This window comes from Vibrio sagamiensis NBRC 104589 (assembly GCF_007990935.1).
Taxonomy (GTDB): domain Bacteria; phylum Pseudomonadota; class Gammaproteobacteria; order Enterobacterales; family Vibrionaceae; genus Vibrio; species Vibrio sagamiensis.
Window position 1 is genome coordinate 1 of sequence record NZ_BJXJ01000038.1, and the last position, 13,319, is coordinate 13,319.

At 43.4% G+C, this 13,319-nt stretch carries 12 protein-coding genes; 7 read left to right on the plus strand and 5 right to left on the minus strand.

All coding sequences use genetic code 11. The annotated features are described in order from the left end of the window. From VSA01S_RS15705 to VSA01S_RS15725, 5 genes are all read left to right on the plus strand, one after another. Nucleotides 1–225: ZrgA family zinc uptake protein (locus tag VSA01S_RS15705; RefSeq protein ID WP_147052721.1), on the plus strand; the 225-nt coding region annotated here is incomplete at its 5' end. Between the two features lie 195 nt (nucleotides 226–420). Continuing rightward, nucleotides 421–1,149, plus strand: a complete 729-nt coding sequence (locus tag VSA01S_RS15710; RefSeq protein WP_039980615.1) for an ABC transporter ATP-binding protein — start codon at nucleotides 421–423, stop codon at nucleotides 1,147–1,149. Beyond that, on the plus strand, nucleotides 1,146–2,405 hold the full coding sequence (locus VSA01S_RS15715; protein ID WP_039980616.1) for an ABC transporter permease: 1,260 nt from the start codon (nucleotides 1,146–1,148) through the stop codon (nucleotides 2,403–2,405). Before VSA01S_RS15710 ends, VSA01S_RS15715 begins: the two co-directional genes overlap by 4 nt. A gap of 6 nt (nucleotides 2,406–2,411) precedes the next feature. Beyond that, nucleotides 2,412–2,966: a DUF3299 domain-containing protein gene (locus VSA01S_RS15720; RefSeq protein ID WP_227739615.1), complete on the plus strand. Its 555-nt coding sequence runs from the start codon at nucleotides 2,412–2,414 to the stop codon at nucleotides 2,964–2,966. Between the two features lie 457 nt (nucleotides 2,967–3,423). Beyond that, nucleotides 3,424–4,314 (plus strand): TIGR03899 family protein, encoded by an 891-nt coding sequence (locus VSA01S_RS15725; protein ID WP_039980617.1) that lies wholly within the window; start codon nucleotides 3,424–3,426, stop codon nucleotides 4,312–4,314. A 95-nt stretch (nucleotides 4,315–4,409) separates the two neighbouring features. On the opposite strand, the gene cysC is transcribed toward VSA01S_RS15725, so the two are convergent. From cysC to cobA, 5 genes are all read right to left on the minus strand, one after another. Then, nucleotides 4,410–5,027, minus strand: a complete 618-nt coding sequence (cysC, locus tag VSA01S_RS15730) for an adenylyl-sulfate kinase (RefSeq protein ID WP_039980618.1) — start codon at nucleotides 5,025–5,027, stop codon at nucleotides 4,410–4,412. Between the two features lie 24 nt (nucleotides 5,028–5,051). Then, on the minus strand, nucleotides 5,052–6,776 hold the full coding sequence (locus tag VSA01S_RS15735; protein ID WP_039980619.1) for an SLC13 family permease: 1,725 nt from the start codon (nucleotides 6,774–6,776) through the stop codon (nucleotides 5,052–5,054). Between the two features lie 242 nt (nucleotides 6,777–7,018). Further along, nucleotides 7,019–8,452 (minus strand): sulfate adenylyltransferase subunit CysN, encoded by a 1,434-nt coding sequence (gene cysN, locus VSA01S_RS15740; RefSeq protein WP_039980621.1) that lies wholly within the window; start codon nucleotides 8,450–8,452, stop codon nucleotides 7,019–7,021. Between the two features lie 18 nt (nucleotides 8,453–8,470). After that, a complete protein-coding gene (cysD, locus tag VSA01S_RS15745; protein ID WP_039980622.1) occupies nucleotides 8,471–9,379 on the minus strand; it encodes a sulfate adenylyltransferase subunit CysD in 909 nt (302 codons plus the stop codon). Between the two features lie 54 nt (nucleotides 9,380–9,433). After that, entirely contained in the window at nucleotides 9,434–10,309 is an 876-nt protein-coding gene (gene cobA / locus VSA01S_RS15750; RefSeq protein WP_050567316.1) for a uroporphyrinogen-III C-methyltransferase, read from the minus strand. Nucleotides 10,310–10,601: 292 nt separating this feature from the next. Between cobA and VSA01S_RS15755 the strand changes: the two genes are divergently transcribed. Next, nucleotides 10,602–12,566 (plus strand): bifunctional 2',3'-cyclic-nucleotide 2'-phosphodiesterase/3'-nucleotidase, encoded by a 1,965-nt coding sequence (locus VSA01S_RS15755; protein WP_039980624.1) that lies wholly within the window; start codon nucleotides 10,602–10,604, stop codon nucleotides 12,564–12,566. An 80-nt stretch (nucleotides 12,567–12,646) separates the two neighbouring features. Continuing rightward, a complete protein-coding gene (locus VSA01S_RS15760; protein WP_039980625.1) occupies nucleotides 12,647–13,219 on the plus strand; it encodes a Crp/Fnr family transcriptional regulator in 573 nt (190 codons plus the stop codon). Nucleotides 13,220–13,319 lie beyond the last annotated feature (100 nt).

Here is a 13,319-nt window from a genome sequence, read left to right on the forward strand (position 1 = left end):
GGCCACGATCATGAAGAACATCACGATCACAAACATGGCGGCCATGGTGAATTTTCTGCACAATACCAGTTCCATTGTGAGAACATCACTCAACTCGACTCTATCGATACCTCTTGGTTTACCCAGTTTGTTACCACAAAGGCAATCAACGCCAACGTATTTACCGATAACATTCAGGCTTCAACAGAGCTTGATAAAACCAAGACCCGTATCAAGCTAAAATAATCACCCGTGTCACAATCAATGGCCTTTAAACAGACACTAAAATCACTTTGTATCATGACTGCAATGAGAATAGTGTGTAGTGAAAATATTATGTAATAAGAATATTGCGTGATTAAAGTATTTTGAAGGCCTTGATTAAAACAAAATGAGGGAGTAAGTAACTACTTACCCCTCATTGCAACTTTGGTAACCAACATGACTGAAACCACGTCAAACGTTGTTGAGCTCAATAACGCTAAGTTTGTCTGGCCCGGCTCAGCAAACGCCACCATTGATATTAAACAATTAAACATTGCTCATGGCGAACATGTGTTTATTAAAGGTCCTAGTGGCTGCGGTAAATCAACCTTACTTGCCTTGCTTACGGGCATCAATGTGCTTTCTTCAGGAACCTTATCGGTGTTAGGTACCGATCTTGCTCAGTTGCGCTCAAGCCAACGCGATAAATTCCGCGCTGATCATATTGGCTATATTTTCCAACAATTTAACTTATTGCCTTACTTAACGGTCGTGGAAAATGTCCTTATTCCCTGCCAGTTCAGTGAGGTCCGTCTGCGTAGAGGCGCACCTAATGCTTCTCTCCATACAATGAAAGAGCAGGCCATCGCACTCCTGACCCGTTTACGCCTGCCCGAAGAATTACATCATCGACGGGTCTCCGAACTCAGTATTGGTCAGCAACAACGTGTCGCCGCAGCTCGCGCACTAATAGGTAATCCAGGGCTGGTTATTGCCGATGAACCCACTTCTGCCTTAGATCATGATAATCGCAAAGCCTTTATCGAATTGCTCATGGAGCAAACCAGCCACGCTAACGCCACACTCATTTTTGTTAGCCATGACCCGACGCTAGAGCCTTTATTCCACAAAGTCATTAGCTTACCTGAAATCAATCAAGCTCAGCACATGGGGGAAAGATCATGAAAACCATCGCAATACTCGCTTGGAAGAGCTTGATGAATCGTAAAGCGACGGCGCTACTGACTGTTTTGACAGTTTCTATCTCCGTTGTTCTTTTACTGGGTGTAGAGCGAATTCGAACTGAGGCAAAAGACAGTTTCGCTAATACCATTTCGGGAACAGACTTAATTATTGGTGGCCGTTCAGGACAAGTTAACCTGTTGCTCTATTCCGTATTTCGCATTGGTAATGCAACCAATAACATTGACTGGAAAAGTTACCAAGAATTTGCCAATCACCGAGCTGTAGATTGGGCTATCCCGATTTCACTCGGTGATTCCCATAAAGGGTTCCGAGTAATGGGCACCAACCACAGCTACTTTGAGCATTATAAATATGGAAGTAAGCAACCACTTACTTTCTCTCAAGGTAAGGAGTTCAATGGTTTATTTGAAACCGTCTTAGGCGCGGACGTAGCAAAACAGCTTGGCTACAAAATTGGTAGCGAGATCATCATTGCTCATGGCATCAGCGACGTTGGTTTTAGCAGGCATGATAACTTACCTTTCAAAGTTGTCGGTATTCTGGCGCCAACGGGCACACCGGTTGATAAGACCGTCCATGTTTCCTTAGAAGCCATTGAAGCAATACACGTGGGATGGGAAAGTGGCGCTCGCTTGGGGCCAACTCCAGATGCAGAGACGTTAAAAACAAAAGCGCTACAACCAGAACAAATTACCGCCATGCTTGTCGGTTTGAAGTCGAGAATTCAAACCTTTACACTACAAAGACAAATTAACACCTATACCCAAGAGCCACTCAGCGCTATTATGCCGGGTGTCGCACTGCAAGAATTATGGGGTATGATGTCCGTGGCGGAGCAAGCCTTAATGGCAGTGTCTGGCTTTGTTGTCATTGCAGGCCTACTGGGCATGCTCAGTAGCCTTCTAACCAGCTTACAAGAACGCAGGCGCGAAATGGCGATTCTTAGGGCCATGGGGGCTAGGCCAAAACACATTTTCTCGTTATTAATTAGTGAAGCCAGTCTACTGACTTTCGCGGGTATTATAACAGGTGTGGTCGGCCTCTATCTGGTGCTCGCTTTTATACAGCCTCTCATTCAGCAGCATTATGGTATCCATATATCGTTAACGCCTCTGTCGAGTTATGAATGGATACTGATTGGTTTAGTCCAGTGCGCAGGTATTTTTATTGGCTTTATCCCAGCATTTCGTGCTTATCAACAATCACTCAGCGATGGAATGACCATAAGGATTTAATAGATTATGTGGAAAAATATTTTGGTAAATAGCGTCCTGCTGATGTCATTAACGACAACAGGTATCGCTGCTGCAGCTTCAACCAGTGAAGTAAATAAAAACAGCGATGCTAAAAAAGCAGTGCAGACAGAAAGTAAAGTACAAGTCTTGGATTGGATCGATCTCATTCCTGAAGCAGAACGAAAAATGTTTGATTCTGGTGGAATGCCGGCTGCTAACCACAGTGGCGGCCAAGCCAAACAAAATAAAGTCGGTATGGTACGTAAAGATCTGAATGGTAAAACCGTTAAGATACCTGGGTTTGTTATACCATTAGAGGGTGATGCTAACTCTGTCACTGAGTTTTTACTCGTGCCTTACTTTGGAGCATGTATTCATGTACCACCACCACCACCAAACCAAATCATCTATGTGAAGTTTCCTAAAGGTGCGCCAGTACAAGACTTATGGGATGTGGTTTATGTTATCGGTACATTGAAAACACAAACAATGAACCATGAAATCGCAGAAACAGGTTACGTACTTGAAGGCTCCAAACTTGAACCCTATGATGATATGTAATTAGTTTTATCAGCCTTGGTAAAAAAGCGCTCTTGTAGCGCTTTTTTATATCTGGACCTTATTAACAAAGTTTTAAGGCTCATCAACTATCACTAATTAACTTAAAAAGACTACATTAAACACGATGAACCTAACTTTACAACGCATTGACCATTCGAAGACGTTAGTTCTTGATCTATATTAAAATCATTAAAAATAAACTAAACAATATAGCGCGATAAATACGCTAACGATCCAATGTAAATTGTAAAGACAAATACAAACGATAGATATTTCTTTAGCTTTCTTACATCTAAATACTTCATCTTTCCTCCAATCAATGATAACAACTTTAACAACTTGTTATCATTTTGGGTAGTATTTATTTTGTAAAAATAATGATGAGGTAATAGTTGCAAAAGTCAGAAAGGTGTAGATTCAGGAAAGCAGCATTTGTCAGCACTCGATAGGAGAATACATGACGGAACCCATTCAGCCATCTGTTATCAACTCAAAAGAAACAGCAAATAATGATAAGAAATCCAGTTATATTAAAGGCAGTGCTGATCGAGTAAAGAATATCGCTCAAATATATGGACTTGATGCTCTCATGCACTCAGAACCACCTGTGAAAAACACTCAAGAAAGAGCTCAACTGCGGGAGCAACGTCGCCAAGAACAAAGACAAAAAAACCTAGAGCAAATTTTAAAGCTGTCACACAGTGCATGCCGTGATGAAACAGCGGGAGACCCAGACCCAGATTGGCTCACACGCTTTTTCGATCTCGCCCAAGATATCCAAAATAACGCTATGCAGAAACTATGGGCACAAGTGATGAAACTAGAGGTGATAAATCCGGGGTCAACGTCACTAAAAGCATTAAAAGTACTCAAAGATATGTCTCTAAAAGAAGCACAAGCATTACAACGTTCAGCGGCTTTGGCTTGTAGTTTTGGCGGCGATACCAGCAAAAAGCTATTAACTGGCTATAAATCTCATAATGGCCTGTTCAGTTTTGGCAAACGCGACTCCAATTACCATCTCAATATGGGTAACTTTCAATTGCCCTTTTCAAGTCTATTAGTGTTAATAGAGCTTGGATTACTTCACCGTACTGAGTTGGAATCAGGAGAGATTGACATTGACTCCCCTCTGCTGCTCAACTATCAGGGGAAAAACCTCTCCCTGCAGGTACATAGTAAAGGAGTTCGTCTGCTGTACTATCGCTTTACACCGACGGGGAACGAGTTATGTCGATTACTCGGTAATAAACCCAACAGCCAGTTCTACGATCAAATGATCGCCCTGTTAAATCACAAGTTTAGCGTGCAAAGTGATGTAAAAAGCACGGTGGACTATACCGTCTAATATCACCATTACATGCGATGATACCCAAGTAACCTCAGGGTGCTTGGATAGACACTCTATCACTCAAACTACGAGGGATGCCTGTTGATTTAGCCCTAACGAATAATGCCTCGCTGCTGCATGGTTTCGATACACAGCTCAACAAGCTCAGCCACACTTTTCTCACCAGCAGGTAAATCGATCTCGGGAGTGAGTGGGGCCTGATATTCTGAGTCAATCCCTGTGAAGTGGCGGATCTCCCCTGCTCGTGCTTTTTTGTATAGCCCTTTAGGATCTCTTTTTTCGCACACTTCTAAAGAAGCATTAACGTAGACCTCAATAAATTCATTTTCTGGCAGTAAATCACGAACTAACTGACGTTCTTCACGATGTGGTGAGATAAAAGCAGATAAGACAATCAAACCCGCATCTGCCATCAACTTTGCTAATTCACCAATACGACGAATATTTTCACGGCGATCCTGTTCCGAAAAGCCGAGATCACGACACAGTCCATGACGAACATTATCCCCATCCAGCAAATAAGTATGATAACCCAACTGCGCTAAGCGTGTTTCTAAGGCCCCAGCTACTGTCGATTTTCCTGCACCAGACAGCCCGGTAAACCACAGCACGGCAGGTTTTTGCTGCTTTAAATTGGCACGAGTCCGCTTATCAATAGCGTGCTGGTGCCAAACAATATTTTGATCTTTTAACAGGGTATCGACTGTCATAGTAACCTTCTGAATATTTTAAAATTAAAAGGGGAAGAAGACCGGAATCAACGTAAGTACAAGAACAGAATAAACAATCGAGATCGGTACCCCGACTCTCACATAGTCACTCAATGTGTAGTTACCTACGCTATAAACCAACAAGTTGGTTTGGTAGCCATAAGGTGAAATAAAGCTGGCACTGGCCCCAAATAACACCGCCATAATAAACGGCATAGGATCAACGCCATAGCCTACTGCCATACTGTAGCCAATCGGGAAAGATAACGCTGCAGCAGCATTATTGGTGACAAGTTCGGTTAATACCAACGTCATGATGTAAGTGGCCACTAACGCTCCAAACACCCCCCAGCCATCAAAAGCTTGCATGAACACTTCGCCCATACGAACCGAAAGCCCTGACGATATCATTAACTGAGCAATCGACAGCGCACAGCCAACGATCACCACAATATCGATGGGAAAGCGACGCCGCAGTTCAGACATTTGAATCACACCAAAGGCCAGTAAAGTGAGTAAATAAGCAGCCAAGCCTTTAAGTATCGGTACCCACTCCAGCAACGCTCCAGCAATCACAGTAGCAAAGCCAGCCAATACAAAAGCAGACTTATTACGATCCAAGCGCGCACTAGAATCCAAATCATTAATAACAACAAACTCTTTACGATGCGCTTTACGCTCAGCTTCAAAACGTTTTCCTGGCACTAGAACTAATGTATCACCGGGGGCAAGATGAATATTTCCCAATCCACCTTCCAAACGTTCATGACCTCGACGAATGGCGACAACCACCGCGTCAAAGCGATCACGAAAGCGACTTTGCTTCAGGGTCTGATGACAAAAAGTGGCAGAAGAGCTCACGACCACTTCCATAAAGTTTTGACCATTGAGGTGTTGCTGACCAAATAGGGTTAAACCCGGAATTTCCTGTAAGGTTGCAACACTTTCAACATCACCACAAAACAATAATCGATCGCGTGCTTCAAGGACAAAGTCAGGCCCAACCGATGGCACCGTCACACCATCACGAATCACTTCCGCTAAAAATAACTTTCGTAAGGCTCGCAAATTATTTTTGCTAATCGTATGACCAACCAAAGGAGAATCTGATTCTACGCGCGATTCTAAAAAGTACGGTAACTCCTCTTGGTTTTGCTCATCATAACTGGGTAACAAATAGCTCAGCGGGATCAAAATTAATAACCCACAGAAAAGCACCACCAAACCTATCAAGGTCGGACTGAAAAAGCTCAAGCTTGGCAAGCCAACATCTTCGACAAAGCTATTGATGATCAAATTGGTTGAGGTGCCGATCAACGTCAGCGTACCACCCAAAATTGCGGCATAAGAAAGAGGAATTAACAACTTAGAAGGCGCATGTTGCTGATTACGTTTTATCGCACCAATTAAAGACACCACAACCGCGGTGTTATTCGTGAAAGAGGAAAGCAATGCTGTTGAGAGACCCAGTTTAGCGATCACACTGCCTAAACGTCCTTGAGAAATACTGCGACTCACCCAACTGATTAACAAGGTCTTTTCAAGCGCACAAGAAACCAAGATCAGCAGCACCAAAGTCAATAAAGAAGCATTGGTGAAGTTCGATGCAACCGTTTGAAGTTCAATACAACCGAGCATAAAGGCAATAAAAGCAGCACCCGCAAATACATAACTGGGCTTTAGCTTTGTCATGATCAAACAAGTAATAATACCCAGCAAGATCGCAAATACCATCACTTGTTCCCACATAATATTTCCTTAGCAATAAGCCCAATGCAAGTAACACAACAGCTTGAACCGAGCGATACGACCACCTGATGAGAGCCTTGTCGGATAAAACCAGTTGGTCAGTACACAGAACAATCCGTCATAAAGAACGATCAGTCACAAAAAGCCATCAGTCAGCGAAAAAGAACACCAGAGGCTCAACCAAAATCGATATCAGCACTCTGGGTTCTTGGGGGAGCGGCTCACTGACACATGAAACTGATTTATGAATGCTGCAACATTTGGCTGAGGTCCTTTGCTTCCCAGTGAGGAAAGTGTTTCCTAACCAGTGCATTAAGCTCAAGCTCAAAAGCTGAAATATCCGCTAAACTGCGTTCAATCGTGGCGAGACTGCTTTTCACCATCCCAGCGCCCACTGTCACGTTGGTTAAACGGTCAATAATAATAAAACCGCCAGTATCGACACAGTCTTGATAACGGTCGAGTGCTACTGCTTCCGTTAACGACCATTCACATAAGCCAATCCCATTGAGTGGTAATTCAGATGTGCTGTAGGTCGATAAGTTATTGATATTGTATTGATGATGAATCGATTCTAAACGCCCAACCGTCTTCTTCCCTGCAATTTTGATGTCATAATCTCGGCCTGACTGCAAAGGCTGCTCTGTCATCCATACAACATCAGCCAACAAGTGGTTAGTTGATTCTACTTGAGTATTTTCTAGAACAATCAAGTCACCACGACTGATATCAATTTCATCGTTTAAAGTCAGAGTGACGGCAAGACCTGCCTGTGCTTCTTGCACATCACCATCAAAAGTTACGATACGTGCAACTGTTGAAGCTTTACCAGAAGGTAAAGCCTTAATCGCATCTCCAACTTTTATCGAGCCCGAGGAAATCGTGCCAGCAAAACCTCTAAAATCAAGGTTCGGTCGACTGACATACTGCACAGGAAAACGAAACTCTCCCTCGCCTTTCTCTTGATCAACATCGACATTTTCAAGCAGCTCCAATAAAGATGGGCCTTCAAACCAACTCAATTGGATGCCTTTATCCACCACGTTGTCGCCCTCTAAGGCAGAGATAGGAATGATCTGAATATTGGTATTTCCGGTTAAGTTCTCAGAAAACTGCAGGTATTCATCACGAATCTCTTCAAAGCGCTGTTGAGAATAGTCAACGAGATCCATTTTATTGATCGCGACAATAAAATGTTTCAATCCCAGTAAATTAGAAATAAACGAGTGACGACGAGTTTGATCTAATACGCCTTTACGCGCATCAATCAAAATCACCGCAAGATCACACGTTGAGGCTCCAGTCGCCATATTTCGAGTATATTGTTCATGTCCTGGTGTATCGGCAATAATGAACTTACGTTTTTGGGTTGAAAAATAACGATAAGCCACATCGATGGTAATGCCTTGTTCACGCTCTGCTTGTAGACCATCGACCAGCAATGCCAAATCAGGTTTCTCGCCAGTCGTGCCGACCCGTTGACTATCAGAATGAACGGCCGCTAATTGATCTTCATAAATTTGTTTAGAATCGTGGAGCAAACGGCCAATTAGCGTACTTTTCCCGTCATCTACCGAACCACAAGTCAGGAATCTAAGTAACGACTTGTACTGATGTTGTGTTAAATAGCCTTCAATACCAAGCTCGGCTAATTGAGCTTCAACTGCACTGTTCATTCTCTTCCCTTTGATCCTTTAGAAATAACCTTGACGCTTTTTCAGCTCCATCGATCCTGATTGATCATGATCGATCGCACGCCCCTGTCGCTCACTGGAGGTCGCCACCAGCATTTCTTCAATGATGCCAGTTAATGTATTCGCTTCTGATTCAATCGCTCCCGTTAATGGGTAGCAACCTAGGGTACGAAAACGAACACTTTTCTCTTCAATCACTTCTCCTGGTTCTAGCTCCATACGTTCATCGTCAACCATGATGAGCATTCCATCACGTTCAACAACTGGACGTTTGTCAGCTAAATACAAAGGGACGATTTCAATATTTTCCAGATAGATGTATTGCCAAATATCTAACTCAGTCCAGTTAGATAGAGGGAAGACTCGAATGCTTTCACCTTTATTCACCTGACCGTTGTACGTCTTCCACAACTCCGGACGCTGGCTCTTAGGATCCCACGTATGGTTTTTATCGCGGAATGAATAGACTCGTTCTTTAGCACGGGATTTTTCTTCATCACGTCGAGCGCCACCAAAAGCTGCGTCGAATCCGTACTTGTTCAGAGCTTGCTTTAAGCCCTGAGTTTTCATAATGTCAGTGTGCTTCGAAGAGCCGTGAATAAATGGGCTACATCCCATGGCAAGTCCCTCTGGGTTCTTATGAACCAACAACTCAAAACCGTACTTCTCGGCAGTACGATCACGAAACTCAATCATCTCGCGAAATTTCCAATCGGTATCGACATGTAATAGAGGAAACGGAATTTTACCGGGATAAAAAGCTTTACGTGCCAGATGGAGCATGACGGAAGAGTCTTTGCCAATCGAATACATCATGACAGGATTATCAAACTCAGCCGCAACCTCACGGATGATATGGATACTCTCCGCCTCCAGTTGTTTCAAGTGAGTTAAACGTTGTTGGTCCATGTGTTACCTTTCCTTTTGAGCTTTTAAAATCGAGTGCTGATTTATATTGCGTGCTTATATTGCTTGGGCCATCGCACTAGGTTCTTCAGCCGTTTGTGGTGAGAACCAATCCAATTTCTGATGCAACGTGACGACTTCACCCACCACAATTAATGATGGTGACTGAGCATGTTTAGACAGTTCAGCAAGTTGGTTGAGTTGCCCAGTAAAGACTTGTTGTTGATCCTGAGTACCACGTTCAATAATGGCGACAGGCGTCGAAGTAGAACGACCAAATTTAATTAATTGATCTTGGATATAATGGGATTTCATCAGCCCCATGTAGATCACCAGAGTTTGATTACCACGGGCCAAGGTCGACCAATCCATGTCGTCACTGTCTTCTTTCAGGTGGCCTGTCACAAACAGCGCTGACTGAGCATAATCACGATGGGTTAAAGGAATGCCAGCATAGGCTGTGGCCCCTGCGGCGGCAGTAATGCCTGGCACCACTTGAAAACGGATGCCAGCTTGTGTCAAGACCTCCAGCTCTTCACCTCCGCGTCCAAACACAAATGGATCGCCCCCTTTTATTCTCACCACTTTGTACCCTTGCTGAGCGAATTCAACTAACAGCTGATTAGTCTTCTCTTGTGGCACACTATGATGTCCTGCTTTTTTGCCCACACAGACTAAAATAGCGTCACTCGGGGCAAAAGCCATGATCTCTTCCGATACCAAATAATCATAAAGAATCACGTCAGCTTGCTGTAAGCAATTCAATGCTTTAATCGTTAATAGCTCAGCATCGCCAGGCCCTGCACCAACTAAAGCCACTTCCCCCGCTTGCAAGGGGTGCTTACCAAAACGAGAACGCTCAGCAAAAGGTTGATGAGCCACGAGGCGAGGCTTCTTCGCAGAAAAAGGGGTCACTGAATTATTCACTGTCATTCTCTTGCCTATCATCCGTTGATATCGTTATGGTTCTCATTATGACGTCAGCGGCATATTACCTGAAATTCTAAAATTTCATTTTTTATGCCAAAAACTGCTAAGGCATGTTGTTGCTTAAATCAGCAGGATGATTAAAAAATATGTCGTTGTGACAACACTCATTAATTGTCATGAAACTCATTAAGTAACTCGACTATACTCACACTTTTCTGTGTGGCTTAGATGGCTTTACAAGCTTCTTTGATACATTACGCATTTGCACTTTTATCCCATTAACTTGGAGTTACTCATGAAAATGGCCGTTAATCCAATCTCCATCGCAGTTCTCGGTGGTATGTTCGCTCTAGCCAACCCAGCTATGGCAGACACCATTAAACTACGTATCATCGAAACCACTGATATTCATACCAATGTGATGGATTATGATTACTACAAAGACCAGCCTTCTCAGCAAATTGGCCTAAGCCGTGCGGCCAGCTTGGTTAAGCAAGCCAGAGCAGAAGCAGAGAACAGTGTCTTAGTCGATAATGGTGATTTACTTCAAGGCAGTCCAATGGGCGATTACATGGCAGCGAAAGGAATCAAAATGGGGGAAATACACCCTGTTTATAAAGCCATGAATCAATTAGGCTACGATGTAGGTAACATCGGTAACCACGAATTCAACTATGGCCTAGATTTCCTCAAAAACTCGACAGCGGGAGCTAACTTCCCTTACATCAATGCTAACGTCTTTGATCAAAAAACGGGTGAACACTACTTCAAACCTTACCTTATCAAAACACACACATTCAAAGATACCGATGATCAAGAACATCAAATCAAGGTCGGATACATCGGTTTTGTTCCACCTCAAATCATGGTTTGGGATAAGAAGAACCTAGAAGGCAACGTATTTGCTAAGGACATCAAGGCCACAGCAGAAAAGCTTGTCCCACAAATGAAAAAAGAAGGGGCTGATATCATTATTGCTATCCCTCACTCAGGCCTATCTACCGATCCATACAAACTAGGAGCTGAAAACTCGGTATATTACCTCACGGAGGTTAAAGGGATTGATGCCATCGCATTTGGACATTCTCACGCTGTTTTTCCAGGCAAAGGCTTTGATAACCTACAAGGCGTAGATAATCAAAGAGGCGTAATTAATGGCGTCACTGCCGTCATGCCTGGACGCTGGGGAAGCCACGTTGGCGTAATGGATTTGATGCTTAAGCAGAAAGAGGGCAAGTGGCAAGTGGTTGATGGCCAGTCTGAAGCGCGTCCTATCTTTGACAAGGCTCATAAAAAAGCGCTAGCGAAAGCGGATCAAGGCATTGTTGATGCGTTAAAAGGCGATCACAAAGGCACACGTGACTTTGTGAACCAGCCGATTGGTAAAGCAAATGATGTTATGTACAGCTTCCTTGCATTGGTACAAGATGATCCTACGGTTCAAATTGTTAACCTTGCACAAAAAGATTATGTAGAGCGCTTTATTCAAGGTGACCCAAACCTAGCCGATATTCCTGTTCTCAGTGCCGCAGCCCCGTTCAAAGCAGGTGGCCGTAAAAACGATCCTAATAACTTCACTGAAGTTGAATCTGGGCAGTTAACGTTCCGTAATGCTGCCGACCTTTATTTGTATCCAAACACGCTTGTTGCACTAAAAGTGACTGGAAAAGAAGTCAAAGAGTGGCTGGAATGCAGTGCAGGACAGTTTAAGCAAATTGATACTAGCACCACTAAACCGCAATCCTTGATCGATTGGGACAACTTCCGTACCTACAACTTCGATGTGATTGATGGCGTTAACTATCAAATCGATGTGACTCAAGCGCCTAAATACGACGCCTCATGTAAAGTCATTAATCCGACTTCTCAACGTATTGTCAATCTGACCTTCAACGGTAAAGCGGTTGATGCGAAGCAAGACTTTATTATTGCTACCAACAACTACCGAGCATACAGCAATGCCTTCCCCGGTACTGGCACTGACTTCATTGCTTTTGATTCTCCAGATGAAAACCGCTCTATCTTAGCGGCTTACATTTCACGCATCAGTAAAGAGAAAGGTAAAGTAACACCAAGTGCAGATAACAACTGGTCGTTTGCACCAATACAATCCAATAAAAAATTGGATATCCGCTTTGAAACATCACCCGGTGACAAGGCAGCACAGTTCATCAAAAATAAAGGCCAATACCCGATGACACGCTTAGCAGATGATGAAGTCGGCTTTGCCGTTTATCAAATTGACCTAAGCAAAAGATAACCGATTAAGTTATATTAATAAGTTATTAATGCGGCTCAATTGAGCCGTTTTTTTCACCCGTTTCCCGATTAGGTTTACCTATGCCCAACAACCTCTCCAGCGATTTAATTCGGCTCGGCTTTATTGCTGACGAAGCTCGGCAACTCATAGAGCATGGACAACAACTTGAATTACCAACGCGCCATATTTTACATCATCAAGGTGAAGTCAGCTCGCACATCTACTTTGTGTTGGAGGGCTTATGCCATGCCAGTTATCTAACAGATAAAGGTAAGGAGTTCAGTAAAGAGTTTTACTGGGAAAAAGATTGGATAATCGGCTTTGAAAGCGTGATTAAAGAGCAACCATCGCCCTATGTTTTAGAAACACTGACCCCTTGCCATTTGTTTTGTTTACCGATCGAAGTCTTTCATCAATGGCGCGAAGAGGCGCACCCAATCTACATCAAATTACTCGAAGCTCAGTTGATGTACAAAGAAAACAAAGAACGCTTTATGCTGCTTTACACACCAGAAGAGCGCTACCAATTATTCTGCACTCATTACCCCAATTTAGAACAGAGAATCACTGACAGTCAGATTGCTGCTTATTTGGGGATTACCGCAATCAGTCTTAGCCGAATTAAGTCACGCTTAAAGAACAGCATAGAATAAGGTCAGACACCCAAGTGACCTCAAGATGCTTGATTCAGAGCGAGGACACTAAAGTACATAGGCTGGAAAAACAAAGGCGCTCAATGTCGAGCGCCTTGGC

Bases quoted from the DNA above. Each gene is read 5' to 3' on its own strand.
- VSA01S_RS15710 (WP_039980615.1), top strand. From the start codon at position 421: ATGACTGAAACCACGTCAAACGTTGTTGAGCTCAATAACGCTAAGTTT.
- VSA01S_RS15715 (WP_039980616.1), top strand. From the start codon at position 1,146: ATGAAAACCATCGCAATACTCGCTTGGAAGAGCTTGATGAATCGTAAA.
- VSA01S_RS15720 (WP_227739615.1), top strand. From the start codon at position 2,412: ATGTGGAAAAATATTTTGGTAAATAGCGTCCTGCTGATGTCATTAACG.
- VSA01S_RS15725 (WP_039980617.1), top strand. From the start codon at position 3,424: ATGACGGAACCCATTCAGCCATCTGTTATCAACTCAAAAGAAACAGCA.
- cysC (WP_039980618.1), bottom strand. From the start codon at position 5,027: ATGACAGTCGATACCCTGTTAAAAGATCAAAATATTGTTTGGCACCAG.
- VSA01S_RS15735 (WP_039980619.1), bottom strand. From the start codon at position 6,776: ATGTGGGAACAAGTGATGGTATTTGCGATCTTGCTGGGTATTATTACT.
- cysN (WP_039980621.1), bottom strand. From the start codon at position 8,452: ATGAACAGTGCAGTTGAAGCTCAATTAGCCGAGCTTGGTATTGAAGGC.
- cysD (WP_039980622.1), bottom strand. From the start codon at position 9,379: ATGGACCAACAACGTTTAACTCACTTGAAACAACTGGAGGCGGAGAGT.
- cobA (WP_050567316.1), bottom strand. From the start codon at position 10,309: ATGACAGTGAATAATTCAGTGACCCCTTTTTCTGCGAAGAAGCCTCGC.
- VSA01S_RS15755 (WP_039980624.1), top strand. From the start codon at position 10,602: ATGAAAATGGCCGTTAATCCAATCTCCATCGCAGTTCTCGGTGGTATG.
- VSA01S_RS15760 (WP_039980625.1), top strand. From the start codon at position 12,647: ATGCCCAACAACCTCTCCAGCGATTTAATTCGGCTCGGCTTTATTGCT.